29 protein-coding genes are annotated in these 24,667 nt (G+C 66.4%); 12 read left to right on the top strand and 17 right to left on the bottom strand.

Translation table 11 applies throughout. The features are described from left to right. Positions 1–73: 73 nt before the first annotated feature. The 3 genes from AB4Y44_RS02165 to AB4Y44_RS02155 all read right to left on the bottom strand — a co-directional run bounded on the left by AB4Y44_RS02165 (position 74) and on the right by AB4Y44_RS02155 (position 1,706). Positions 74–952, bottom strand: coding sequence for a 4-hydroxy-tetrahydrodipicolinate synthase (locus AB4Y44_RS02165; RefSeq protein WP_368698578.1), 879 nt, complete (start codon positions 950–952; stop codon positions 74–76). Position 953: 1 nt separating this feature from the next. Continuing rightward, positions 954–1,211 carry a hypothetical protein gene (locus AB4Y44_RS02160; protein WP_368698577.1) on the bottom strand — a complete coding sequence of 86 codons (258 nt, stop codon included), beginning with the start codon at positions 1,209–1,211 and terminating at the stop codon, positions 954–956. A gap of 174 nt (positions 1,212–1,385) precedes the next feature. Then, positions 1,386–1,706, bottom strand: a complete 321-nt coding sequence (locus AB4Y44_RS02155; protein WP_342923595.1) for a hypothetical protein — start codon at positions 1,704–1,706, stop codon at positions 1,386–1,388. 45 nt (positions 1,707–1,751) lie between these two features. Here AB4Y44_RS02155 and AB4Y44_RS02150 point away from each other — a divergent pair, with 45 nt between their 5' ends. From AB4Y44_RS02150 to AB4Y44_RS02135, 4 genes are all read left to right on the top strand, one after another. Beyond that, positions 1,752–2,336, top strand: coding sequence for a hypothetical protein (locus AB4Y44_RS02150; protein ID WP_342923596.1), 585 nt, complete (start codon positions 1,752–1,754; stop codon positions 2,334–2,336). Between the two features lie 101 nt (positions 2,337–2,437). Continuing rightward, a complete protein-coding gene (locus tag AB4Y44_RS02145; RefSeq protein ID WP_342923597.1) occupies positions 2,438–2,773 on the top strand; it encodes a hypothetical protein in 336 nt (111 codons plus the stop codon). Positions 2,774–2,923: 150 nt separating this feature from the next. Then, on the top strand, positions 2,924–4,207 hold the full coding sequence (locus tag AB4Y44_RS02140; protein ID WP_342923598.1) for a diguanylate cyclase: 1,284 nt from the start codon (positions 2,924–2,926) through the stop codon (positions 4,205–4,207). 47 nt (positions 4,208–4,254) lie between these two features. After that, complete coding sequence (locus AB4Y44_RS02135; protein WP_342923599.1) at positions 4,255–4,641, top strand: MAPEG family protein; 387 nt, start codon at positions 4,255–4,257, stop codon at positions 4,639–4,641. 71 nt (positions 4,642–4,712) lie between these two features. On the opposite strand, the gene AB4Y44_RS02130 is transcribed toward AB4Y44_RS02135, so the two are convergent. Together AB4Y44_RS02130 and AB4Y44_RS02125 are read right to left on the bottom strand one after the other, a co-directional pair. Further along, positions 4,713–6,068 (bottom strand): pyridoxal-dependent decarboxylase, encoded by a 1,356-nt coding sequence (locus tag AB4Y44_RS02130; protein ID WP_342923600.1) that lies wholly within the window; start codon positions 6,066–6,068, stop codon positions 4,713–4,715. Between the two features lie 33 nt (positions 6,069–6,101). Beyond that, entirely contained in the window at positions 6,102–7,361 is a 1,260-nt protein-coding gene (locus tag AB4Y44_RS02125; protein WP_368698576.1) for an MFS transporter, read from the bottom strand. Between the two features lie 120 nt (positions 7,362–7,481). On the opposite strand from AB4Y44_RS02125, the gene AB4Y44_RS02120 reads away from it, so the two are divergent. Continuing rightward, positions 7,482–7,928, top strand: coding sequence for a helix-turn-helix domain-containing protein (locus tag AB4Y44_RS02120; RefSeq protein ID WP_342923602.1), 447 nt, complete (start codon positions 7,482–7,484; stop codon positions 7,926–7,928). Positions 7,929–7,940: 12 nt separating this feature from the next. Here the strand turns inward: AB4Y44_RS02120 and AB4Y44_RS02115 are convergent, their stop codons facing one another. From AB4Y44_RS02115 to AB4Y44_RS02095, 5 genes are all read right to left on the bottom strand, one after another. Beyond that, positions 7,941–9,341 (bottom strand): amidase family protein, encoded by a 1,401-nt coding sequence (locus tag AB4Y44_RS02115; RefSeq protein ID WP_342923603.1) that lies wholly within the window; start codon positions 9,339–9,341, stop codon positions 7,941–7,943. A gap of 42 nt (positions 9,342–9,383) precedes the next feature. Beyond that, positions 9,384–10,580, bottom strand: coding sequence for an MFS transporter (locus AB4Y44_RS02110; RefSeq protein ID WP_342923604.1), 1,197 nt, complete (start codon positions 10,578–10,580; stop codon positions 9,384–9,386). A gap of 148 nt (positions 10,581–10,728) precedes the next feature. Further along, positions 10,729–11,517, bottom strand: coding sequence for an alpha/beta fold hydrolase (locus AB4Y44_RS02105; protein ID WP_368698575.1), 789 nt, complete (start codon positions 11,515–11,517; stop codon positions 10,729–10,731). Between the two features lie 51 nt (positions 11,518–11,568). Continuing rightward, on the bottom strand, positions 11,569–11,925 hold the full coding sequence (locus AB4Y44_RS02100) for a DUF4148 domain-containing protein (RefSeq protein WP_368698574.1): 357 nt from the start codon (positions 11,923–11,925) through the stop codon (positions 11,569–11,571). 274 nt (positions 11,926–12,199) lie between these two features. After that, a complete protein-coding gene (locus tag AB4Y44_RS02095; RefSeq protein WP_368698573.1) occupies positions 12,200–14,032 on the bottom strand; it encodes a cytochrome c biogenesis protein DipZ in 1,833 nt (610 codons plus the stop codon). A gap of 318 nt (positions 14,033–14,350) precedes the next feature. Here AB4Y44_RS02095 and AB4Y44_RS02090 point away from each other — a divergent pair, with 318 nt between their 5' ends. Next, on the top strand, positions 14,351–14,914 hold the full coding sequence (locus AB4Y44_RS02090; protein WP_342923608.1) for a thioredoxin family protein: 564 nt from the start codon (positions 14,351–14,353) through the stop codon (positions 14,912–14,914). Between the two features lie 55 nt (positions 14,915–14,969). On the opposite strand, the gene AB4Y44_RS02085 is transcribed toward AB4Y44_RS02090, so the two are convergent. Next, positions 14,970–15,710: a class I SAM-dependent methyltransferase gene (locus AB4Y44_RS02085; RefSeq protein ID WP_342923609.1), complete on the bottom strand. Its 741-nt coding sequence runs from the start codon at positions 15,708–15,710 to the stop codon at positions 14,970–14,972. A gap of 80 nt (positions 15,711–15,790) precedes the next feature. Here AB4Y44_RS02085 and AB4Y44_RS02080 point away from each other — a divergent pair, with 80 nt between their 5' ends. Then, entirely contained in the window at positions 15,791–16,201 is a 411-nt protein-coding gene (locus AB4Y44_RS02080) for a GFA family protein (RefSeq protein ID WP_342923610.1), read from the top strand. Between the two features lie 5 nt (positions 16,202–16,206). On the opposite strand, the gene AB4Y44_RS02075 is transcribed toward AB4Y44_RS02080, so the two are convergent. The 3 genes from AB4Y44_RS02075 to AB4Y44_RS02065 all read right to left on the bottom strand — a co-directional run bounded on the left by AB4Y44_RS02075 (position 16,207) and on the right by AB4Y44_RS02065 (position 18,272). Then, complete coding sequence (locus AB4Y44_RS02075; RefSeq protein WP_342923611.1) at positions 16,207–16,614, bottom strand: GFA family protein; 408 nt, start codon at positions 16,612–16,614, stop codon at positions 16,207–16,209. 75 nt (positions 16,615–16,689) lie between these two features. Beyond that, on the bottom strand, positions 16,690–17,217 hold the full coding sequence (locus AB4Y44_RS02070; RefSeq protein ID WP_368698572.1) for a cytochrome P460 family protein: 528 nt from the start codon (positions 17,215–17,217) through the stop codon (positions 16,690–16,692). 11 nt (positions 17,218–17,228) lie between these two features. After that, on the bottom strand, positions 17,229–18,272 hold the full coding sequence (locus AB4Y44_RS02065; RefSeq protein ID WP_342923613.1) for an alpha/beta hydrolase: 1,044 nt from the start codon (positions 18,270–18,272) through the stop codon (positions 17,229–17,231). 411 nt (positions 18,273–18,683) lie between these two features. Here AB4Y44_RS02065 and AB4Y44_RS02060 point away from each other — a divergent pair, with 411 nt between their 5' ends. Both AB4Y44_RS02060 and AB4Y44_RS02055 read left to right on the top strand, forming a co-directional pair. Beyond that, positions 18,684–18,932, top strand: coding sequence for a DUF4148 domain-containing protein (locus tag AB4Y44_RS02060; RefSeq protein ID WP_368698571.1), 249 nt, complete (start codon positions 18,684–18,686; stop codon positions 18,930–18,932). A gap of 40 nt (positions 18,933–18,972) precedes the next feature. Beyond that, a complete protein-coding gene (locus AB4Y44_RS02055; RefSeq protein ID WP_133181099.1) occupies positions 18,973–19,395 on the top strand; it encodes an organic hydroperoxide resistance protein in 423 nt (140 codons plus the stop codon). A gap of 80 nt (positions 19,396–19,475) precedes the next feature. Here AB4Y44_RS02055 and AB4Y44_RS02050 read toward each other — a convergent pair whose 3' ends face one another. Both AB4Y44_RS02050 and AB4Y44_RS02045 read right to left on the bottom strand, forming a co-directional pair. Continuing rightward, positions 19,476–20,510, bottom strand: a complete 1,035-nt coding sequence (locus tag AB4Y44_RS02050) for a 2-hydroxyacid dehydrogenase (protein ID WP_368698570.1) — start codon at positions 20,508–20,510, stop codon at positions 19,476–19,478. Positions 20,511–20,742: 232 nt separating this feature from the next. Further along, positions 20,743–21,105 carry a DUF4148 domain-containing protein gene (locus tag AB4Y44_RS02045; protein WP_368687203.1) on the bottom strand — a complete coding sequence of 121 codons (363 nt, stop codon included), beginning with the start codon at positions 21,103–21,105 and terminating at the stop codon, positions 20,743–20,745. Between the two features lie 322 nt (positions 21,106–21,427). On the opposite strand from AB4Y44_RS02045, the gene AB4Y44_RS02040 reads away from it, so the two are divergent. Next, entirely contained in the window at positions 21,428–21,553 is a 126-nt protein-coding gene (locus AB4Y44_RS02040; protein ID WP_256094506.1) for a hypothetical protein, read from the top strand. Positions 21,554–21,808: 255 nt separating this feature from the next. Here the strand turns inward: AB4Y44_RS02040 and AB4Y44_RS02035 are convergent, their stop codons facing one another. Further along, positions 21,809–21,937 (bottom strand): hypothetical protein, encoded by a 129-nt coding sequence (locus tag AB4Y44_RS02035; RefSeq protein WP_368698569.1) that lies wholly within the window; start codon positions 21,935–21,937, stop codon positions 21,809–21,811. Positions 21,938–22,221: 284 nt separating this feature from the next. On the opposite strand from AB4Y44_RS02035, the gene AB4Y44_RS02030 reads away from it, so the two are divergent. Both AB4Y44_RS02030 and AB4Y44_RS02025 read left to right on the top strand, forming a co-directional pair. Continuing rightward, a complete protein-coding gene (locus tag AB4Y44_RS02030) occupies positions 22,222–23,790 on the top strand; it encodes a nodulation protein NfeD (protein ID WP_368698568.1) in 1,569 nt (522 codons plus the stop codon). Then, positions 23,787–24,548, top strand: coding sequence for a slipin family protein (locus AB4Y44_RS02025; RefSeq protein ID WP_342919597.1), 762 nt, complete (start codon positions 23,787–23,789; stop codon positions 24,546–24,548). The genes AB4Y44_RS02030 and AB4Y44_RS02025 overlap by 4 nt, the downstream gene beginning before the upstream one ends. Positions 24,549–24,667 lie beyond the last annotated feature (119 nt).

Here is a 24,667-nt window from a genome sequence, read left to right as displayed (position 1 = left end):
GGATAGTAGCGCGACAAGATGAAAGTTCGAAAATGCGGAAAAAAATCCGCGTGGGCGCGAGCGCGCAGCGAGATCAGGGCGAAGGCGCGGCGGCGCGCAGGTCGTCGAGCACGGCGCGGGCGAATTCGAGTTGCGTGACGAGCGCGGGCGAAGCCGGCCGGATCGGCATACGCGTTTCGTGCGACAGGGTGCCGTCGAGCGCCAGCATGGCCTTGATCGCACTCGGGTTCGGCGCGGCGAACAAGAGGCGCAGCACGCCCTTGAAGCGCGCGAACAGCCGCGCCGCCGCCTCGCCGTAGCCCGCCTTCACGAGCGCGTGCACATCGCGCAGCAGGTCCGGGCAAACGTGGGCGCTGGCGAGTATGCCGCCTGCGGCGCCCGCTTCGAGACACGCCAGAAACGCTTCGTCCGTGCCGCAAAGCAACGAGATGGGCAGTTGCCCCAGCGCCTTGAAGCGCTCGCTCGCGCAAGCCTTGATCGCCACGATATTGTCGATTTCCGCCAGTTCGCGCACCGTTTCGACTTCGATCGGCACGCCTGTGCGATGCGGCACGTCGTAGAGCACCAGCGGCTTCGACGTGGCACGCGCGATCTGCCCGAAGTGCCATGCGAGCCCCGCCTGGTCCGGGCAGACATACGACGGCGGAGGAACGAGAAAGCCCGCCACGTCCCACCGTTCCAGCGTGCGCAGATCGTGCACGAACGCACGCGTGTCGCTGCCGCCCAGGCCCGCGATCACGGGCACGCGCCGCGCTGCGACCTCGGTTATGGCCTGCAGCACGGTCACGCGCTCCACGTCGTTCAGCAGCGCCGCCTCGCCGGTCGTGCTGAGCGCGACGATGCCGGCAACGCCGTCATTCACGTATTTGTCGGTCAGGAGCGCCAACGCCTCGACATCCACTTCGCCATCGCGCAGCGGCGTCACGATGGGCAACCAGATTCCCTCGAACATATCAGGTCCCCTTGTTGCCGGTGCGCGGGCGCAATGCGCCGATCGTGGCTTCCGGCACGCTGCCTATCAGCGTATGCATCGTGAAGCCGATGTCTTCGGGCGCGATATCGAGCAGCACGCGCATGGCGCCGCGCACGAACGCAGTTTGCGCGACATAGACGCCGAGCGGCGAATGCAGCAGCGCCGCGAGATGCGCCCGCGCGGCTTCTTCGGTATTCGCGTTCAGCATGACTTCGAGCCAGGCACGGGGGGCCCGCAACGGAACGACCTTCGCACGCGGGCGCGGCGTCGGCGCCACGATCTCGTAACGGGGGATGGGATTTGCGCAAGCCATGAGATTTGAATTGCTATTCGCAGGTTGTGAATACAACTTCAGCGTATTCCCGAACGCGTAAAACCGGTGTTAAAAATAGCGGTGCGTCGTGTCTAAATTTCACATGCCTTGTGCGAGCTGCGGATTCAACTCGAGATGCAGAACGACGAGCCAGCGTCGCGGGCACGCGTTGGCAATCTGGAATTGCGCTTCGCGCGCACTCCCTTCGGTTCGCGCCGGTCCGATGAATCCCAGCTTCTTTGCCGTGGCCCACGCGGCGCGCGCGTCGGTCACCAGCCAGTTGCTGACGAGCACGCACGTAATGCAGCTAAAGATCACTGTCTCGAAGTCCGAAATGCCCGGATCGATTTGCTGGGTAACGTAGCCGAACACGGCGGTCAGTATCTGGTCCACGGAAAACGTAAGAAGCGCGAGCTTCAACCAGCCTCTAAAACGCGTCGGCATGGTTAACGGAAAAACACAGGATTGAACGGCGGGCGGCAAAACATGGCAATGACTCGGGCGGATTCGACGCGCCAGTGTAGGCGTGGCGTTCTTCCTCGCACAAGAAAAAATGCCGTAAAAAAGCACCGTATTTACACGCCGGCGGCCAATCTTTTACGGCTTGTTTACGCGCCGTTCGCTACGATCATGCTGATCCGCAATCTCTCGGGCCATTTCGTGTTGAAACTCCTCATTCCCGTCATTGACCGGCACGGCGCAGCCGAAGCCGCACGCCACAGCGCGTTTCTTTTCGCCGAACGCGGCATGGTGGAAGTCGAGGTCGTGGAGACGATGCAGCGAGCCGCGGCGAGCAACGGCGCCCGCAAGCGCAAACGGCACGGCCGCGACATGCTCGCGGCCACCTGCGCGATTCTCAAGGACGCGGGCGTGCCGTACCGGCTGCGCCACGCGCCGGGACCTGCGGAGCGCAGCATTGCGGCCTGTGTGGAATGCGGTGGCGCGGATATCGTTCTCGTGGACGCAAGCCATCTCGGCTTTCTGCGCAAATGGATGATGCTCGCAAGGCTCAGGCGGCTTTGCAGCGTGCCCGTGACCTTGTTGCATTGACGACGTATCGGTCCCATCGCATGCGCAACCTCTCTTCGCCGCCTCGGCGCACATTGAATGCCACACGCGCCATCAGTCCGCAAAGACGCGCATTGCTGCGCGTGTGTGCGTTGATTCTGCTGATCAGTCCCATACTGACTTCAGCGTTCGCATTTTTCGCGTATTCGAATCACCCCGATTTCGCGCTGGGACTCACGGCGTTCTTCTGCTTCATGTGCTGCACGCTGCTTGCCGTGTGGATACGCTCCGATGCACGCCATGCGTGGTCGCGCGCGCGAGAGTCGGGCTTCGTGCAGCCGGTCGCGATCCGCCCTGGCCGTGCAGTGCGCGTGGCGAGCGCCTGCCCTTCGCGGTGGCTCGTCGTGCTGCATGTGGAACTGCACGGAGGCATCGTCGCGGCGCGCCAGGCGTCGAAACCAGCGTGCGCCGCAGGGTAGCGCATCGGTAAGTCGAGTCAGACTGGGTCTGACCGAACGCGCGCGAGCCCGCATGTTCGAAAACGTCCGTTGGGCACATTACGCTGCCGCGCCGCGCAATGCGGACTACTATATCGTCAGTGTATTGGGCAACCGGGCAAAGGAGGCTCGATGGCCGACTGGTCGAACATGATGCGCGATTTCGTCGACGAAATCGCTGCGAGCGTGGCCATGATCGGCCGCGATGAGCGGGGCCAGTTCGTGGTTTCGGCCTGCAACGATCATTTCATGCGCATGACGGGCGGCAGGCGCAGCGCGATCAAGTCGTTCCCGGCACCGTTCGATTCGCTCATTCCCAACTACGCCCGAACCGAATTCCGCAAAAAACTGACCCAGTGCTTCGAATCCGGCGTCGCCCGGGAACTCGAGCAAGCCTATGACCTGAGGGACGGAACGCACTGGTGGCGCCTGTCATTGAAGCCGATACGCCACGCCGAAAGCGGCGTCTCCGTGCTCGAAATCATGGTCACAGGCCTTGAGATCACCACGAAAATGCTGCTGACGCACGAACTGGAAGTCAGCACGTCGCGCTTTCGTTCGGTCGTGGACGCAGCCTACGACGCCATCATCACGATCGACCAGCAGCATTGCATCACGCTATTCAATCGCGCCGCCGAAAACCTGTTCGGGTATTCCGCCGAGGAAATGCTCGGCCAACCGATCACGGACCTTCTGCCCGAGCGCTTCCGCGGCAATCATTCGCAATACGTCCACCAGTTCGCGCGCTCGCCCGTGCGCTCGCGGCAGATGGACGAGCGCAACCGTGTGTATGGGTTGCATCGGGATGGGTCACTATTGCCCGTTGAAATCGCGATTTCGAAAATCAACGTGGGCGGCCTGATCGAATTCACCGCCGTGATTCGCGACATCGCCGACCGCGTTCAACTGATGGACCTGCTTCAGAAGCAGGCCGTCACCGACGAGCTGACCGGCCTGCCGAACCGTCGCGAATTTGCCGATACCGTTGAACAGCTTCTGGAAGCGGACAAAACGCTCTCCGTCTTTATTCTCGATATCGATTACTTCAAGAAGATCAACGACAGCTATGGGCACGACATCGGCGACGAAGTGCTGCGCGTGCTGGCCAAGGTCGTGATGAACAGTGACAGGCGCATTGGAGTATTTGCCCGCTGGGGCGGCGAAGAGTTCGTCGCCGCCCTGCCCGAGTTCGATATCGAGCAGGCAACGGCCGTGGCCGAGGAACTGCGCCAGACCATCGAGCAGCAGGACTTCGAGCACAAATGGCGGCTGGGCAAGCCTGTGCCGTTTACGGTGAGCATTGGCGTGACGGAGCGCCTGCCGGGCGAGGATGACTTCGGTGCGATCGTCAAACGCGCGGACGTCGCGCTCTATCGGGCCAAGGGCAGCGGACGCAACCGCGTGGAAGTCGGCTAGCGCGCGCCGCAAGCATCGCATCGCCTGCTTTCGCCAGGGAGCTTCAAATGGACAGAATCGTGCTGGCCTGCGTGGCCGTGCTGGGTCTCCTGCTGTTTGGCCTCGGCCTGTCCATTTCCATGCTTCGCTTTCGCGAAGGCACGCTCTCGGGATGCGCGACGGACCCGGCCAGCCTGCTGCACAAGTTCGTGCGCGCGCATGCGAACACCGCCGAATATGTGCCCTTCCTGGCCGTGCTGTTTCTCTACCTGGGCACACGCTCGCCCTCGCCGGTCACGCTCGCGCTGATCGTGGCCGCGACCGTCTGCCGGTGCCTGCTCGTCGTCGGGCTGATCGCGTTTCCCTCGATGGCAAAACCCAATCCCGCCCGATTTCTCGGCTCGCTCGGCACTTACGCGGCCGGTATCGCGCTGAGTCTCGCATTGCTGCGTTGACTCGAGGGCATGAGCCGTGCGCGGCCATGCCGCCTCTTTCGCTGTGCGCGCAACGTTGTCACCAATGTTGGCTACGGCGCACGCGAATCGCCGCGCAGCGATGCCAGCAGTTGCACGAGCGCTTCGATGTCTTCGTCCCGCGTGCGCCACGACGACACGCTGATCCGCAACGCAGGCCGCCCTTGCCAGATCGTGCCGCCGAACCACGTTTCGCCGGAGGCCTGCACGGCGCTGCGTAGCGCCTGCGTCTGCGCATCCGTTGCGCAGCGGAACAGCACCTGGTTCAGCACGACCCGATTGAGCACCTCGTAGCCCAGCCGCCCGAGTTCCGCGCCGATGCGTTGCGCCTGCGCGTGATGGCGCTCGACCATGGCCGCGACACCGCCGCGTCCGAGCGTGCGCAGCGCCGCCCACACGGGAATGCCGCGCGCGCGGCGCGAGAACTCCAGCGTGAGGTTCTTCTGCGCGTCGGCGCTCGCGGACAAATACGCCGCGTCGCTGTTCATCGCCTCGGCCAGCGCCGTTGCATGGCGGCAAATGACCATGGCGCAGTCATACGGCGTGTTGAGCCACTTGTGCGCATCGGTCGTCCAGCTATCGGCCGCTTCGATGCCTTCGGTCAGCGCAGCCAGTGACGAGGTCCGCGCCCACAGGCCGAACGCGCCATCGACATGCACCCACGCGCCGGCCGCCCGCGCACGCGCGATGATCGGCGCAAACGGGTCGAATTCGCCGGTATTCACCTCGCCGGCTTGCAGGCACAGGATCGTACGGTCGTCGAGCGGCGGGAGTTGCGCCGCATCCACGCACCCATGAGCATCGACGGCAGCGTAGACGATGCGATCCAGCCCGAAGCCCAGGATGCGCAGCGCCTTCTTCACGGTGATGTGAGCGAGTTCGGAGATCACGACCTTGATCTCGGGCGCGCCCATCAGCCCCTGACGGTCGAAGTCCCAGCCTTGCCGTGCGAGCAGCGCGCGCCGGGCGGTGGCGAGTGCGCCGAGCGTGCACGCGGTGGCGCTGGTGCCGAAGCCCACGGCGCTCTCACGCGGCAGGTCGAGCGCTTCGAGCACCCAGCGGCCCGCGATGCCTTCCACCGTGGCCGCGACCGGCGAGTTGTCGAACGTCGAGGCGCACTGATCCCACGCCAGCATGAGCCGCTCCACCGCGGCCGCTGCGGGCAGCGCCGCGCCGATCACGAAGCCGAAATAGCGCGGGCCGTTCGAAGCCGTGGTCGCCGGCGAGCCTGCGCGGTCGAGCAGGGACAGGGTGTCTTCGGCGGGTAATCCGCTCGCGGGCAGCGGCTCGTCGAACGCACTGAGCGCCGCAATGGCTTCGTTCGAGGGGAAAACGCGCCGCGTGGCGTTGCCTTCGAGGTAGCGCAGGCCGCGCGCGTCGGCATCCGCCAGCAGTTTCAGTTCATCCATCCATGTCTCCCGGTTCGTGTTTCCGTTCAAGCTTCAATTCGATGTGCAGGCGCACGAGGCCGCGCGCGGCATGCTACGCACCGTGAGTGCCCAGAACACGAGTGCCAGCAAACTCGTGGCCGCGCCCAGCATACACACGCCATGCCAGCCCGCCACGGCATACGTCGCCGTCGTGCCGATCGCGCCCAGCCCGCTGCCAACCGCGTAGAACAGCATGTAAAGACTCACGAGCCGGCTATGCAGTTGCGCGTCGCTGCGAAAAATCAGGCTTTGATTGGTCACGTGCAGCGCCTGGCCGCCGAGATCGAGCAACACGATGCCGACCACCAGCATCCATAGCGAGTGTCCCAGCAACGAAAGCGGCCACCACGCCAGCAACAGGAGCGCCAGCGCGGCAGCGCTGGTGCGCTGGCCCCGACCCCGGTCGGCCCATTGGCCCGCGCGCGCGGCGGCCAGTGCGCCCGTCGCCCCGGCGATGCCGAAGGCCCCGATCGCCGTATGGGAGAAATTGTAGGGCGGCGCGCTCAACGGCAGCACCAACCCGCTCCAGAAGATATTGAGAGTCGCGAACATCAGCAGCGCGAGCGCGCCGCGCGTCTGCAGCACGCGATCCGAGCGCAACAATGCGAACATCGAGATGATCAACTGGACATAGCTCATCGTATCTGGCGCGCCGCGCCCCAGTTTCGGAAGCCGGCGCCACAGCGGCACGGCGAGCGCGAGCATGACGACGGCGGAGCAGCCATACACGCCGCGCCACCCGGCGAGATCGCTCACGCCGCCGGAGAACACGCGCGCCAGCAGCAGGCCGATGAACACGCCACTGCCCGCTGCGCCCACCACGCGCCCGTGCTCGTCGGGCGCGGCCGCCGCCGCCGCATAGGCGATCAAACCCTGCGTCATGGCCGTGCCCAGCATGCCCACACCCAGCATGCCCGCCAGCAGCACCACTACGGATCGCGCAAGACTCACCACGCCCAGCACGCCCGCCAGCGCCAGCAATTGCGCGATCATCAGGCGGCGACGCTCCACCCTGTCGCCCAACGGCACGAGCAGCAGCAACGCCAGCGCGCAACCGGCCTGCGTCGCCGTGACCACGCCGCCAACAGCGGCGCGGGTAATGCCGAAATCGCGCGCCAAGGCGTCCAGCAAGGGCTGCGCATAGTAGACATTGGCGACGCTCAAACCGCTCGCCACGGCGAACAGCAGTACGAGGCCGCGCGGCAACGGCGCGCGCTGCCGCACGGGAGCGCCGCGGGCCGGCGGTGCAAGCGCAACGGGGTCCGCGTCCATGATCTTCAATCCAGTTTCAAAACAAAACTGATTGAATGGTATGTCGACTGGTTTTAAAATGCAACTACGTGAGGCGTATGCATTGCGTCAATACGTTCCAGCAAGAGAGAGAGAATCGCCATGGCAAGCCGCAAATCCATGCAGAAGGAGACCTGCCCCGTCGCGCGCTCGGTGGACGTGATCGGCGATCGCTGGTCGCTGATGATCCTGCGCGACGTCTTCGACGGCATTTACCGCTTCGGTGACATTCAGCGCAATCTGGGCGTGGCGCGCAATATCCTGTCCGGCCGCTTGAGCCATCTCGTCGAGGCCGGCATTCTCGAAACCCGGCCTGCCTCCGACGGCACGACCTATCAGGAGTACGTGCTAACAAAGAAAGGGGAAAGCCTCTTCCCCGTGATCGTGGCGCTTCAGCAGTGGGGCGAGCGCCATTTGTTCGAGCGCGGCGAACGGCATTCGTGGTTGATCGACAAGGCAACGGGCAAGCCGTTGCGGTCGATGTTTCCGCAGACCCGCGAGGGGCAGGCGCTCACCCCTCACGACACCGTGGTCAAGAAGCCCGCGTGACGCCCGCCCGACTTACATGGCCGGGTCGATGGGCGAAGGCGGCGCGCCGCGTTCCTCGATGGCCTGGCCCGCCAGCAGACACAGGTCTTCGCGGAAGTGCCCGGCGACGATCTGCACGCCAACTGGCACGTCCTTCACCATGCCCGTCGAGACGACGAGTCCCGGCAAGCCCATCGCGGGCAATGCGCGCATGGTCAGCTGGGCATCCCACACGCGCTGGAATCCCGCTGCGCCCTGCATGTCGAGGTTGTCGGGGAACGGCAGTTCGCCCGAAACCGGCAGCAGCAGCACGGGATACTCCGTAAGGAACAAGCGCCACGCGCGCGTGAGCGTCGTGCGGCGCACCAGCGACGGGACCACCACGTTCTCGGGCATCGCCGCGACCTTGGCGCGCACGCCGTCCACCACCGCCTGCGCGCCCGGGTCGCCGTCACGGGCCACGGCGTCGGCGAGGGCCGGGAAGCCGTCGCCGAGCCACAGGCGTTCCTGAACTTCCCCGGCGTCGCGCAGGAGCGGCACGTCGTCGATCTGCTCGACCGTCCAGCCCGCGTCGGCGAGCCGGCGGCCGGCGTCGAGCACGGCGTCCTCCACCTCTTTCGTGATGCTCATGCCGCCCGGGCGCAGGCAAAGCGCCGCGCGCCGCGGCACGTCGGGCCCGATGAGCGGCGCCGGCGCCCACCAGGGGTCGCGCAGGTCGGGCGCGGCAAGCGCCGCGAGCGCCACGCGCAGGTCCTCGACCGTGCGCGCCATCGGGCCCGCGCCCGACATCATCTGCGCGCCGATCGGCCGCTCGGGCGACGACGCGTTGAACGCCGGCACCCGCCCGATGCTGGGCCGCAGGCCATGCACGCCGCACGCGTAGGCCGGGTAGCGCACCGAGCCGCCAATGTCGGTGCCGAGCGCGATATGCCCGATGCCGGCCGTGACCGCCGCCGCCGCGCCGCCACTCGAACCGCCCGGCGTGAGCGACGCGTTGCGCGGGTTCTTCGTATGCCCGTGGACCTGGTTGCTCGTGAACCAGCGCAGCGCGAAGGTCGGCGAATTGGTGCGGCCGAGCAGCACCGCGCCCGCGCGCACGAGGTTTTCGATGGCGGGGCTGTTGACCTGCGCGATCAGATCCTTTTGCAGCCGCGTGCCGTTGGTCGTCGCGAAGCCCGCCTGGTCGATGTTGATCTTCGTGGTCACGGGCACGCCCGCGAGCGGCCCCGGGTCTTCGCCGCGCGCTATCGCCGCGTCGATCCTGTCGGCCTGGTCGAAGACCCATTCGGGCCGGTAGTCGATCACCGCGTTGATGAGCGGATTGACGGCTTCGAGCCGCGCGAGCGCGGCCTTCGCGGCCTCGCGCGCCGACACCTCGCGCGCTCGAACCCGCCTGGCGAGCTCAGTTGCAGTTAAACGCCATAGTTCAGTCACGATCCCTCCGGTTCGTTAGCAAATTGGGAGTGGCCAGGCTTGTCAGGCGCTGGCCGATAACGTCTCGACACGCTGCCGGTCGCGCAGAACCGCCAGCGCGAGCGCCGCGAGTCCGCATGCAGCAATGAGCGCGAGCAGCGCCGCGCGGCCGCCGTGCACCAGCACCCAGCCGCCGACGGTCGGAAACCCGAACGCGCCGACGAAGTACGCCGCGACGAACCACGTGAGCGCGGCGCGGCGGTGCGCGGCAACGGAGTCGTTGACGGCCTGGAGCTGGACTATCGGGTAAGCGAGCCCGTACCCGGTGCCCAGCAGCACCGCGGCCGCCGATTGAAACAGCACGTGAAACGGCACGACGAACATCGCCGCGCTGCCCATCACCATCATGGTGAGCAGCACTTTCGTCGCGGTTTCGGAGCGCATCTTGATGACCACGCGCGAGAGCAGCCAGCGCGTGGCGATGACCGTCACCGTGTAGACGCTGAAGAAGGTCGTCGCTTTCGCCTCGGTGCCTTGCACGAGCGACATCTGGAACGTCATGAGGCCCGAGAACACGCAGCCGCCCAGCGCGATGATGACGATGGGATACACCGCGCGCGTGCGGGCGATCGCGCCCATCTTCAGCAGCCACGGGTCCGGCGAGGCCGGCTCCTGCGTCGTGGCAGCGGAAGCGGCGCGCACATGCGGCGCGAGCCGGCCGAACAGTTCGAGCAGGGCGGCCGCCAGCACGCACAGGCCGCCGATCGTGTAGAGCACGCCGCCAAGCGGCATGCGCCAGAAGCGGATCGCAAAGCCCGCCAGCGCCGGACTGCCGCCGATGCCCGTCATCTGCATCGTGGCGAAGCGCAGGAACCAGAGGCCGCGCTCGGCGTCGTTGGTGCGCTCGGCGAGCGCCATGGGCGCGGCGAGGCAGAACGCGCCCCAACCGAAGCCCACGAGAAAGCCGGGCACGACGTCGAAGCTGCTCACGTGCTCGACCAGCGCGAAGCTCACCACGCCCGCGCCCACGCAGAGCGCCGCGAGGGCGGCCATGCGCGCCGCGCCCACATGCTGGGCGACCCAGCCCGTGAGCGAGACGCCCACGAAGGTGCCGAGCGCCGCGCCCGCAAGCGCCACGCCCGTGTTGATGTCGTTCCCGCCGATGGCGTGCACGTGCATGGAGAACAGGAACGTCGCGCCGTAGCCTGCCGATGCGAGCAGGACGCCGACGAGCATGATGAGGGCACTGAATGGGCGCACGGCGGGCCTTCCGGACGATGGCGGAAGTGTGCAGATTATCAGTCCCTGTACCCAGCGTCCCATTCAGGTGCTCCTCGGCTGCGATGTCGGCGGCAAGCGAGCGGCGGCGCGGGTGGAAGCGCTTCCACCGCACGTCGGCGCGGGCCGGTTACCTTGCGTCCTGCTGCGCGTGTTCCGCCGCGTCGATGATCGCGTCGGCCACGGCCTTCGGCTGGCTCAGCATCGAGACGTGGCTGCCGTTCACGCGCGTTACCTTCGCGCCGATATGCTTCGCCATCGATTCCTGCAGCGCGGGGTCGATCATGCGGTCGCGCGCCGTCACGACGAAATACGAAGGCTTGTCGTGCCAGGCGGCCTGCGTGACCTTCTGCGAGAGCGCGCCGCTGAACCACGGGCCCTGGGTGGCCGCCACGATGCGTTGCTGCACGGGCGGCAGGTCGGGCGCGAAGTCCTCGCGGATCGCCTTGTCCGAAAGCGTCAGGTAGCCCGCCGAGTCCTTGCGCAGTTCGCGCGCCCAGGGCGCGTCCGGCTGGCCCTGGGTGATATCGGCGATCGACTGGCCGTTGTCGGGCGCGAAGGCCGCCACGTACACGAGCGACTTCACCTTCTCGTCGTTGCCGGCTTCGCTGATCACGACGCCTGCCCACGAGTGGCCGACCAGCACGACCGGGCCCTTCTGCTGCTCGATCACGCGCTTCGTTGCGGCAGCGTCGTCGGCGAGCGAGCTGAGCGGGTTCTGCACAGCCACGACGTGCAGACCGCGCGCTTCGAGTAGCGGAATCACGCGGTTCCAGCTGGAGCCGTCGGCGAACGCGCCGTGCACCAGCACGACGTTGGTGCCTTTCAGGTCCTGCGGCGGCGCGGCATGCGCCGCTTGGAGCGCGAAGAGGCCGCCGAGGAGCGCCACGGACGTGAAAATCTGCTTGATCGAAGCCATCGTTTATCTCTCTTCTCTTATCGGGTCGTTCGGTGGGTCGGGAAAGGCGGATTACGAATGCGCGTAGATCGGGCCGAGACCGGGGATATCGTCCTGCGCAGCGCGCGCCGCCTTCGCGGCGTGATGTGCCACGTGCGCAGCGGACGCATCGGACGAGCCGTCCGCCACACCGCCATACGACGACGAAGCGCCTTGCTGCGCGACCTGGGTGGCTTCCACGCGCGTCAGCGCTGCCTGGATGTTGCTCGGGTATTGGGTTTCGTCGGCGGCCGGGTTGTAGCCGGCATTCTGCAGCTGCACGAGTTCGGCGCGCACCTGCGCACGGGTGACGGGCTCGTTCGACTGGGCGAACGAGAGAACCGGGGCGGCGGCGAGAGCAGCAAGGGCGAGGAGCTTGAGGGCTTTCATGACGTTCTCCAAAGATCAATGAGGTAGACAGCGATCGGGTTCAAAGCGGGTTCGGTTCAGCGCGAGGGGTGTATCGAGCTGGCGTAGGTGTATTTGAACGTCCCGATGTATCTGCCGTGTTTCCATTTGGGGCGCGGTTTGCATGTCAACGTGTCCGCATTGCGCGCAGATACATTGCGCTACAAAAAGCCCGCCACGATGCGCGGCACGGGCCGCAACGCAAAACGCCGCCGGGCCCGCGAGGGCACGGCGGCGTGGCATGGCGTGGCGCGTCTCAGCCGAACGTGAAGCTGTAGACGTGTGCGCCCGGATCGAGAAAGCGGATCTCGAAGGTGTGGTCCCCGATGCGGCCGGACTGCCGCACGAGCTGATACAGGCGCGCGCTGGTGGCGACGCCGCTGCCGTCCGCTGCGACGTCGGCGCCATGCGCGGCGCCCGGCGGCGCGCCGTCGATGCTGATGCGAAAGCGCACGGGCTTGCCGTCGGCAGTGGGCGCGAGCACCAGATGCAGGTCGCGCGCATGGAAGCGATAGGCGATGCTCGCCTGCGGCGCGCCCGCCACGGCGGACTCGGCGCCCACGTTCCACTGGCCGCCGAACGCCCACTGGTTCAGGCCGAGCTGCCCCGGCAACGTGTACGCGGCGGCCGTATCGGCCTGCACGCGCTCCGGGTTCGCATTGCCCTGCGCCTCGCGATACCCCACATACGTTTCGCCCGAGCCGATGTCGCGTTGATCCGCGGGGGCCAGCGCGCCGCTCGCCTGCGGTGCTGTCGGCGCGGCCGCGGGCGTGGCGCGGCCGTTATCGGCCAGCAGTTGCTGGATCGCCTGCTCGGCCTGCGCGTAATCGCCTTCGCCGAAGTGGTGATAGCGCACGCGGCCCTGCGCATCGACGAGATAGAACGCCGGCCAGTACTGGTTGCCGAAGGCGTTCCAGATGCGGTAGTCGCTGTCCACGGCGACGGGATAGCGGATGTCCAGGTTGGCCAGCGCGCGCTTGACGTTGCCCGTGTCATGCTCGAAACCGAACTCCGGCGTGTGCACGCCGATCACGACGAGGCCGTCGTTACGGTAGCGGTCGGCCCACGTCTTCAGATACGGCAGGGTTCGCAGGCAGTTGATGCACGAATAGGTCCAGAAGTTGACCAGCACGACCTTGCCGCGCAACGCGTCGGGCGTGAGCGGCGCGGAGTTGAGCCACGCGTTCGCGCCGTCGAGCGCCGGCAGGCGGCCCTCCACGGGAAGGTCGACGGCGGGCGCCGCAGCCGGCAGCGACACGCGCACGATGTGGGCCGCTTGTTCGTCCTGGTCCGCTGGGCGTGCCAGGGCTTCGCGCTCCTCATGCTGCGCTGGCTCCACGCTCGGCGTTTGCCGTGCAGCAGCGGGGCTCGCGAGCAAGTCGACGAGGCGCGCCTCCACGCCATTGGTCGGCGCGCCCGGCACCAGCGCCAGCAGGCGCGTATCCACACCCAGCGCGATCGCGCCGACCGTGAGGAGCACGAGCGCACCCATCGCGCGCCGCACATGCTCGCCCACGCCGAGCGAGCGCTTGAGCGCGGCCATCGCGCGATGGCCAAGGCCCGCCACCACCGCGAGCGAACTGGCGGCACCCACCGCGTAGGCCGCGAGCGCGGCCCAGGTCAGCCAGGTCACACCGTGGCGGGCCGCGCCGGTGATGATGAGACCGAGGATCGGCCCGGCGCACGGCGCCCACAGCAGGCCCGTGGCGGCGCCGAGCAGCACGGCGGAGCCGATGCGGCGCGACGCCCCGTCGTCCTGCGAGCGCGCCATGAAGCGGTCGGCGAGCGCCGTGAGCGGGCCGGACAGGCGTGTGGCGAGCGCGGGAAAGAGCAGTGCCGCGCCGAACAGCGCGAAGAGCCCGAGCGCGACCCAGCGGCCGTACTCGCTCAGCTGCGCCGCGCCGTTCAGGCCGGCGGCGCCGAGCCCCGTGAGCAGTGCGAACGTGAGCGCGAGGCCGAGCAGCATGGGCAGCCGGCCAGTCAGGAAGGGCTCTTCGGAACGTGCGAACACGAACGGCACGACCGGCAGGATGCAGGGGCTCAGGACGGTGAACGCACCGCCCACGAATGCGATGACGATGAGTAACATGAGTTCGGTCTCCAGACGAATGTCGGCGGACTTGCCATGTGCCGTATTTCAGCGCGGGCGTGTATCCGGGGAATGTCTGGAACGCGGGCGTCGTGCATCGTCATGTATCGCGAAAGCGGCGGGATACATAGGGATACAAACACGCGCACGATGTGCAGCGGCGCGCGCGAGGCCGTGCACGCGCAGTGGACGATTTGTATCGCTACGTATCGCACCCCGGCGGCGACACACTACGTTTCAACAGTGCCGCAAGCGGGACATGAGCCAGATACGTGGGAGCGTTCCAATACGCTCGTCGTCCACACAAGGAGAACTCTCATGATCTCTCGTCTCAAGATAGCCGCTGTCGCCATCGGCCTCGCCGCCACCGCCGGGCTCGCCGCGTACGCTTCGGGCGAAGCGCCGTCGGGCGGCTCGGCCGCGCTGCAGACCGGCGCGCAGGCGCCCAACTTCACCGGCATCAACAACTGGCTCAACAGCCCGCCGCTCGACCTCACGCAGCTGCAAGGCAAGGTCGTGCTCGTCGACTTCTGGACCTTCGACTGCATCAACTGCGTGCACACTATCCCGCACATCAAGGAGCTGGATGCGCGCTATCGCGACAAGGGTCTCGTGGTGGTCGGCGTGCATACGCCCGAGTATTCGTTCGAGCGCGACACCGGCAACCTGCAGAAGGCCATCAAGCAATACGGCATTACGTATCCGGTCGCGCAGGACAACGGTTACGCGACGTGGAACGCCTATGGCAACCAGTACTGGCCGGCGGTCTATCTCATCGACCAGAACGGCAAGCTCGTTTATACCCACTTCGGCGAGGGCGACTACGCGCAGACCGAGCAGAAAGTTCGCGATCTGCTGGGCATTCAGGGCAAGCAGGGATGATCGGCTGGCGCCGCCGCTCCGGCTTGCGGGGCGGCGGCGATCACAAGGCGCTACGCTACGTATTCGCCGATACCATCAGCAGCATCGGGCGTTCGAGTTCCTCCGCCAATGCAGGCGTTTGCTGAATCTGCTCGGGCGTCGGCGCGAATTCATTCACGCGCTGAATATGGAACCCCGCGTCGATCAGCGTGTTCAGCGTGGTGCCCAGCGTGCGGTGGTATTTCAGCACGCCCTTGACGAACCAGTCGGTGCGGCGCTCGCCCTCCATGGCGTAGCCGTTGACGGGCCAGGTCTTGCGGCCCCGCTGGTCGCCCGCCTCGCCGCTGATCCAGTGCGGGTTCGCCGCCGCCATGTACACCGGATGCTCGATCGTGAAGACCAGTTGGCCGGCGCTTGCGAGCGCGCCGCGAAGGGTGCGCACGAGGCGGCCGAAATCGGCGACGTAATGAAAGGCCAGCGCGCTGTACACGAGGTCGAACGCCTCGCCGGGCAGGCTCAGCGTGTCGAGATCGCCGATCCGGTACTCGATGGCGGGGTCCGCCGTATCTGCCCTCGCGCGCGCAATCATGCGCTGCGAAATGTCGATGCCGAGCACCGAGGCCGCGCCCTGCTCGCGCATCCAGCGTGATGCCCAGCCGAAGCCGCATCCCAGATCGACCACGCGTTTGCCGCGCAGATCCGGCAGCAGCGCGCGAACTGCCGGCCATTCGGGCGCGCCTTCGAGCCCCAGCAGCTGGCGCGGGAGCTGGCTGTAGCCTGCGAGGAAATCCGGATCGTCGTAAATATTCTGCGCCATGTTTTCCCTTCGAGATCGCGAGCGAAGCAACCGACTATACGCGTAACATGCGCACGTACCCGCATAAAGGGAGAAGACCGATGTCGACGGACTGGAAAGGCCGCTGCCTGTGCGGCGCGGTGCAATACAACGCGCGCGGCGTAGCGCTCGCGCAGCTCGTTTGTCACTGCCGCGATTGCCAGCGTGCATCCGGATCGGCCGGTTTGCCGGTAGTGGTCGTGAGCGCGGCCGAATTCTCGTTCGAAGGCGCAATCCGCTCGTACACAATGACCGGCGGCAGCGGCATGCCAACTACACGAAATTCCTGTGCGCATTGCGGCAGCCTGCTCTTTGGCACACCGCAACATGCGCCGGATATCGTGACGCTCTACGCCGGAACGCTCGATGACCCTTCACGGTTTCGTGCCGAATTCGTTCAGTTCACTTCTGAGCGGCATCAGCTGGACGCCCGCGAGGCCGGCGTTGCTCAACATGCGGGACGAGCGCCCTGAGGCGCTCAAAGGTGCCGCGTTTCGCGAGGCGGATTGCCCCAGTCATTCGCGAGACCGTTGGCATACGAGATCGGTGCATCGAGGGCTTCGTTCAGGTCGAAGTCGTCGATGCACATGATATTCACGTTGATGTACGGGTAGCCCGTTCCGTTCGGCATATCGATGCGGTCGAACACGTGCACGCCGCAGTGTTTGCAGAACGGATGATGGGCGACCGGGTTGCTCCCTTCGTAGTGCGTGAGATCGCTTTCGCCCGAGTGCAGAACAAAGGCCTCTGGGCGAACCTGAACGAGCCAGAGGCGCAGGCGGCCGCAGAAGCTGCAGTTGCATTTTCCCGTGCCCTTGCTGAAATCGATCAGAGCTTCGAACTTCACCGACTGGCAATGGCAACTTCCACGGTACGTCCGCTGCATGGGGCTCTCCCGATCAGTGTGAAGACGGCTGCCGGATTATGTCATCGATCCTGAATCGGGAGCCACTGCATCCCGTCAAGGCGCGAAATGCGTAAACACGTAGTCGCGATCCTTCACCTTCGAAGCGTGGCACGCAAAACAGGTTTGGTGCTGCGCCTCGTTGGCCGGCACGCCGTTGATGAAGCGCCCGTACCCCCAGCCGCCCGTCGACGCATAGCGGCGCGAGTCCTTCACCATGACCTGCACCGTCGTGGGCTGGCCCGGCACCGTGGCCGGCCCGAAATCGTCGGACTGCTTGCGCTTGTACGCAAGCTTCACGAGGATCGTGCCGTCGGGATACGGCAGCGTCGCATTCTCGATGGCCTTGATCGCAACCGGATTGCCGAGCACCACGCGCAGTTCGTCGAGCGGCGCGGCCTCCTCGGCCGGCGCGATCATTTCCCACTTGCGGTAGCCGGGCGGAATCGTCACGCCGTAGATCGGCGAGGCGGCCTGCCCCGGCGCTTGCGTTCCTTGCTGGGCCCACGCAGCGGGACCCTGCGCGAGACCCGCGAGCAGTGCGAGCGCGACGGGCGCGCGATGCTTGAGAAAACGTGCTTGCATCGCGGCCCCCGTCACAGATGCGTGACTTGCAGGATGGCCTGCGCGAACTCCTTGGGCGCTTCCTGCGGGAGATTGTGGCCAATGCCGCCGTCGAGATTGCGGTGCAGATACTTGCCCGTGAACTTCTTCGCGTAAGCGGCCGGCGCGGGGTGCGGCGCGCCGTTGGCGTCGCCTTCGAGCGTGATGGTCGGCACGGAGATGGCCGGCGCGGCGGCGAGCCGCTGCTCGAGGCTGTCGTACTTCGCTTCGCCCTGCACGAGCCCGAGGCGCCAGCGGTAGTTGGAGATCACGATAGCCGCGTGGTCCGGATTCTGGAAGGACGCTGCGCTGCGCTCGTAAGTCGCGTCGTCGAAGTTCCACTTCGGCGAGGCGAGTTGCCAGATCAGCTTGTTGAACGCGTCGCGATTCGCGGCATAGCCCTGCGCGCCGCGCTCGGTCGAGAAGTAGAACTGGTACCACCACTGCAGCTCGGCTTGCGGCGGCAGCGGCTTGCGGTTCGCCTCCTGGCTGCCGATCAGATAGCCGCTCACGGAGACCATCCCCTTCACGCGCTCCGGCCACAGCGCCGCGACGATGTTCGCCGTGCGCGCGCCCCAGTCGTAGCCGCCCAGCACGGCCTGATCGATCTTCAGGGCGTCCATGAACGCGATCAGATCGACGGCGGTGACGGCCTGCTGGCCGTTGCGCGGCGTATCGTCCGAGACAATGCGCGTGCTGCCGTAGCCGCGCAGATACGGCACGAGCACGCGATAGCCCGACGCGGCCAGCATCGGCGCGACCTCGACATAGCTATGGATGTCGTACGGCCAACCGTGCAGCAGGATCACCACCGGACCGTTCTTCGGACCCGCTTCGGCGTAGCCCACATTGAGCAGGCCCGCGTTGATCTGCTTGAGCGGGCCGAACGATACGCCGTTGCCCGTGCGCGTGTTGCCTTCGGCGCCGCCCGCCGACTGTGCGTGCGCGAGACCGCCGAATGCGAAGTCCGCGAGCGTGAGGCCGGCGAGCGACGTGCCGAGAAGGCGACGGCGCCGGACGTTGACGGGATCTGACATGACCACTTCTCCTTGTTGTGCATGCAGGCCGCGCCCGAACGGCTTGGCCTCGTTGATGAGCCGGCGGCAGCAGATCGTTCGAATCGGTCGATCGCGCTCGCGGCGGCAGGCAAATGCCCCGGTGAATTTATAACCGGGCAGGAAAAGCGCCATGTATCCCAATGTGTCTGTTGCGAGCGCGTACACAAAACGAATCAAAAAAGCGTCGACGTGCCAGGATCGCTGCGGCGCGAGCGGGATTGAAAGAGCGGCGAGTTTGTATCGCAATGTATAAGCGCCGACGACAGACACATACCCATGCAAAACACGGCGTTCATGAAACACGGCAGATACGTCCGGTGGTTGTAATGCATCAACGCCGGAACTTGCTGATGACCGGACGGATTTCCAAACCCTTCCCAGGAGAAAGTCATGAACGTATCGAAGCTCGCCCTCGCCTTTGCCGCCAGCGCCGCAGTCCTCACCGCCGCTCCGGTCTTCGCCGCCATGCCTGCCCAGTCGGGCGCTGCGCAACCCGCGGCTCAGCAAGTCCAGGCATGGATGCCCGCCAGCAATGCGGCCAACGCAAAGATCACGCGTGCACAGGTTCGCCAGGAACTGGTTCAGGCGCAGCACGACGGCCAGCTCGCCGCGATCCAGCAGCTGTACCGCGGCAGCTAATTCATTGTCCCAACGACGCTAACCCCAGGAGATAAACACCATGACTCAGGCAGAAAAAGTGCTGTACACCGGCAAGACCCACACCACCGGCGGCCGCGACGGCGCGGCACGCAGCGAAGACGGGCGTCTGGACGTGAAGCTCTCGCCGCCCGGATCGAGCGCGCCGGGCACGAACCCGGAGCAGATGTTCGCGGCGGGCTGGTCGGCGTGCTTCATCGGCGCGATGGGCCGCGCCGCCACGAAGCTCGGCACGACGCTGCCGCGCGACGTGGCAGTCGACGCCGAGATCGACCTCATCAACGCCGACGACGCCTTCAAGCTGCGCGGCCGCCTGAACGTGACCCTGCCGGGCGTCGATCGCGAGACGGCGCAGCGCATCGTCGAAACGGCACACCAGATCTGCCCGTACTCGAAGGCGACGCGCGGCAACATCGACGTCACGCTCAGCGTGGTCGAGGCGTGATCGCGTAGCAGTAGAAAGCAAAGCGGGGCGGCTTGCGCACGCCCCGCCTGGCTTTTGCGTGTTGCCGTGCTCGTTACGCTTCAGCCGTGCGGCGCTTCAACGAGATTGGCCGGCGAGCCGTTTCGCCAGGCCTCCACGTTGCGCAGCGTCGTTTGCGCGATTTCGTTCATCGCCTCGCGCGTGAAGAACGCCTGGTGCGATGTGACGATCACGTTCGGAAACATCAGGAGACGCGCGAGCACGTCGTCCTGCAGCGGCGCATCCGAGTGGTCCTCGAAGAACAGGCCGCCTTCTTCCTCGTACACGTCGAGGCCGAGATGCCCCAGCTGGCCACTCTTGAGCGCATCGACGAGCGCGGTGCTTTCCACGAGGCCGCCGCGGCCGGTATTGATGAGCATGGCGCCGCGCTTCATCTTCGCGAGTGCGTGATGGTCGATCAGATGACGGGTTGCGGGCACGAGCGGGCAATGCAGGCTCACCACGTCGGACTGCGCAAGCAGCGTATCGAGGGGCACGTAGCGCGCGCCGAGCGCCAGCAAGTCGGCGGCCGGCGGGCCCGGATCATGGGCGAGCACCTGCATGCCGAAGCCCGCCATGATGCGCGCAAAGCACCGGCCGATGATGCCCGTGCCGATCACGCCGGCCGTCTTCCCATGCAGGTCGAAACCGAGCAGCCCGGCGAGCGAGAAGTCGCCTTCGCGCGTGCGCGACACGGCGCGCGGCAGCTTGCGGTTGAGCGCGAGGATCAGCCCGACAGCATGTTCGGCCACTGCATGCGGCGAATACGCAGGCACTCTCGCGACCGTAATGCCAAGACGCTGTGCCGCCGCAAGATCCACGTGATTGAAGCCTGCCGAGCGCAGCGCCACGAGTCGCGTGCCGCCCTTGTGGAGGCGCTCGAGCGTGGCGGCGTCGACCGTATCGTTGACGAACGGGCACACCACGTCGTAGCCGTCGGCGATCACGGCGGTATCGGCATCGAGATGCGATTCCTGGTAGTGCAGTTCGTACTGGAAAGCGGTGTTCGCCTCGGTGAACGTATCGACGTCGTACTGGCGCGCGCTGAACAGGATCATGCGCGGCCGAGCGGAAGGGGGGATCTGGGTTCCCGGCATGTTGACCTCGTGCGAGCTTCGGGGTGTGGGCGCGAAGGGCGCCGTGATGCGCATGGATGCGCCTTGAACTCGAACGTGAAAGCGTTCGCGTGTGCCGCGTAGCCACGCAAGCACATGGTAACAGCAGGTCGGCGGGGGATCGGGAACGAGTGGGCTTGGGCTGGGCCTGGACGCGGCAACGCCGCGAAGCCTGCCGGTGCGCGGCAAACTTCGCGGCGTGGTGCCGCGCGCATTACGAGTGCGCGTAGATCGGGCCGAGGCCGACGACATCCTGACCGGCCTCATCGGCACCGGCCGCGTTCGATGCGGCGCGGGCGTGCGTGCGGCTGCCTGCTGCGGATGCGCCATCGGCTACGCCACCGAACGACGACGCCGCTGCGCCGCTTTCGGCGCTCACGCGCGAGAGCGCGGCTTGCAGGTTCGCGGGGTATTGCGTGTTGTCGCTGGCGGGGTTGTAGCCGGCCTTCTGGAGTTGCACGAGTTCGGCCTTCACTTCGGCGCGGGTCACCGGTTGGCTCGACTGTGCGAACGAGAGCGCGGGAACGGCAACGAGGGCAGCAAGAGCGGCGGCGGCGAGCGAGTGTGCGAGCTTCATGGTGTTTCTCCTGACGTTGGGTGAGTGGTTGCGCACTGTTGTGTATCAACCTTGCGTAGGAGACATTTGAACGCCGCGATGTATCTGGCTTGTTTGCGCGCGAGCCCGTTTTTGCAAGCGCGCTTGTCGGGCGGACGGCCAGACACAGTGCGATACAAGAAGGCGCCCGGCCGGGTGGGCGGGGCCCGCTAGCACACCAATAAGGGGCGAATCAAAAGTGTTGCTGCACTGCACACTTAGCCCCCGCGCGCCTTGCATTCCGCCCTGAAATCCCTATAATAAGGGTTATCCCTTAGGCATTAACCCTAGAAAAGAGGAAATCATGGGTGCAATCGTCGAAAAGCTGACTCAAGTTCTGGCTGCACTGCGTCGTCTCGGCGCCGAAGCGCTGAACCGTCACCTCGAATACTGCGAACTGCTCGCAGAAGCTCAGCGCCGCTGGTACTAAACCGCGCCTGACTGCAGCAAGCGTCCCTGCCCGTACAAACGCGGGACGAGAAGTAATACGCGGCCGCATCGAGCGGTCGGTTTTTATGCGGCGCCCAGCCGTGCCTCGATTTCGGAGGCGTCCGCGCGCCGCATCGGGCCGTGATCCCGGCGCAGCCAGAAGTTCGCGTGCGCGGTCATAGGCTTGCGCAAAGCCACGCAGTTCCCGCGTGACCGGCCGGTCGTCCAGACCCCGCCGGGGGTGAGCGCGTGGCTTTCACCATGGCCACCGCACCGAATCCTGGTAGCGCGTGAGCATCAAATGCGCGACCGCGTTCGAGCGGTGCGCGGCTACGCCCTGTACGTCCTCGAAGCTCGCCGCATCGATGCAGCGAAGCGCGACCATAGGGCTCGTTGCCGTATGGGTCCGTGCGATTCCGTAGTCCTCTTGCCGTTTAGTTGCAATAGCAACGACTTGCCGGCCGCAAGATGTTCGCCCCGCAGCCCGGCGCGCGAAATCCCGATTCCTCCATTGCCTTCGGCGCCGCGGATTAAGTGCGCGGCGCAACGTTCGGCGCGTTTTCGCGCCATTCGGGCCGGTTCGCGCTTTGGGCGGAAAGCGCCTAATCTTGAGGTATCGGCTCTTGCCCCATCTGTGAGCCGGAACGTGCGCCACCTTCCGGACTTCCGATGCGCGATCATCGCCCCTCGCATGCCGCGGTGCACGACGCGCCGCACGCTCACCCGCACCACCCGCTTACGGCGCGGCTTGCCCGCGCCGTTGTGTTCGTCGCCTTGCTCGTCGCGTGGGCCGCCCTGGCGGCCGCGCTGGCCGTGCCGGCTACGCTCGCGGCGCCGAGGCCGCCCGTCGTCGTCATGACGGTGAACGGCGCGATCGGGCCCGCCAGCGCCGATTTCATCGTCCGCTCGCTGGAGCGTGCCGCGCGCGAGCGCGCGCCGCTTGCGATCCTCGAACTGGATACGCCAGGCGGCCTCGACACGTCGATGCGCCAGATCATCAAGGCGATCCTCGCCTCGCCGGTGCCGGTCGCGACCTTCGTCGCTCCCGGCGGCGCGCGCGCCGCGAGCGCGGGCACCTATATCGTCTACGCAAGCCACTTCGCGGCCATGGCCCCGGGGACGAACCTCGGCGCGGCATCGCCAGTGCAGCTCGGCGTGGGCGGCGGCGGCGGCGGTGGCGGCGGCGGTGGCGGTGGCGGTGGCGGTGGTTTTCCAGGCGGCCCGCCAGGCGCTCCCGAGACCGCCTCCGGCGCCTCGGCCCCGCACGCCGACGACAACGAATCGACGGAGGCCCGCAAGGTCATGCACGACTCCGCCGCCTACATTCGCGGCCTCGCGCAGCTGCGCGGGCGCAACGCGGCGTGGGGCGAGCGTGCGGTGCGCGAGGCCGTGAGCCTCTCGGACGAAGAAGCGCGCGACCAGCACGTGATCGATCTGATCGCGCAGGACCCCGCCGATCTCGCGCGCCAGCTCGACGGCCGCACCGTCACGACGACGGCGGGCACACTGCGCGTCGCCAGCGCGCACGCACCGCTCGAAGTCGTCGCGCCCGACTGGCGCAACCGCTTCCTCTCGATCGTCGCCGACCCGAACGTCGCGCTGATTCTGCTGACCATCGGCATTTACGGGCTCTTCTTCGAGTTCGCCAACCCAGGCTTCGTACTCCCCGGCGTGGCGGGCGCGACCTGCCTGCTGGTGGGCCTTTTCGCCATGCAGCTGCTGCCCGTGAACTACGCGGGCCTCGGGCTCGTGCTGCTCGGGCTCGCATGCCTCATCGCGGAGGCGTTTCTGCCGACCTTTGGCGTGCTGGGCTTCGGCGGCATCGTGGCGTTCGCCATCGGCGCGCTCATGTTGATGGACACCAGCGCGCCTGGCTACGGCATCCCCATCCCGCTCATCGCGGGCCTCGCGCTAGGCGGCGCGGCGTTCGTCGCCACCGTCTCCAGCGTGGCGCTGCGCGCGCGGCGCCGGCCCGTGGTGACCGGCGCGGAGGCGATGGTCGGCGCCACGGGCGAAGTGATCGACGAGGGCCTGCACCCCGACCCGCGGCCTGGCCACGCAGCCTTGGCCACGGGCTGGGCGCGCGTGCACGGCGAGCGCTGGCGCGTGGCGTGCGCCACGCCGCTCGCCGCCGGCAGCCGCGTGCGCGTGAGTTCCCGCAGCGGCCTCACGCTCACCGTCACCCCGCTGCACGGCGCGGCACACGAGAAGGCAAACGACAAGGGAGAACATTCATGATCGGCTTCACGTTCGGCTTCACAGGTCTTCTGATCGCGCTGCTGGTGCTGATCGCCTTGTCGTCCATCCGCATCTTCAAGGAGTACGAACGCGGTGTCGTGTTCATGCTCGGGCGCTTCTGGAAGGTCAAGGGGCCGGGCCTCGTGCTCATCATTCCCGTGGTGCAGGTGGCGGTGCGCATCGACCTGCGCACTGTCGTGTTCGACGTGCCTTCGCAGGACGTCATCACGCGCGACAACGTTTCGGTGAAGGTGAACGCCGTGGTCTATTTCCGCGTGGTGGACCCGGAAAAGGCCGTGATTCAGGTGGCGCGCTACATCGAGGCGACGAGCCAGCTCGCGCAGACCACGCTGCGCGCCGTGCTCGGCAAACACGAACTCGACGCCCTGCTCGCCGAGCGCGAGCAACTGAACGCCGACATCCAGAAAGTGCTCGACGCGCAAACGGACGCATGGGGCATCAAGGTATCGAACGTCGAGATCAAGCACGTGGACCTCAATGAGACGATGATCCGCGCGATTGCCCGCCAGGCCGAAGCCGAACGCGAGCGCCGCGCCAAGGTGATTCATGCGGAAGGCGAACTGCAGGCGTCCGAAAAATTGCTGCAAGCCGCGCAATGCCTCGCGAAGCAGCCGCAGGCGATGCAACTGCGCTATCTGCAGACGCTCACCACCATCGCCGCCGACAAGAACTCCACCATCGTCTTCCCGCTGCCGATCGAACTGCTCAACGCGCTGATCGAGCGATTGGGCAAGTGATCCGGCCCCTCGGTTGCGAGCCGCTTGCGCCTTCGGCAGTTCAACTGAATATTGCAGCGCAGCGAAAATAATGGGGCAACGCACTGCGCGCGCCCGTGCACGCTTCTTTTGAGCTTGGG

The sequence above is a fragment of the Paraburkholderia sp. BR10937 genome (assembly GCF_040965695.1).
Classification (GTDB): domain Bacteria; phylum Pseudomonadota; class Gammaproteobacteria; order Burkholderiales; family Burkholderiaceae; genus Paraburkholderia.
This window is presented reverse-complemented; position numbering and strand designations above follow the sequence as displayed.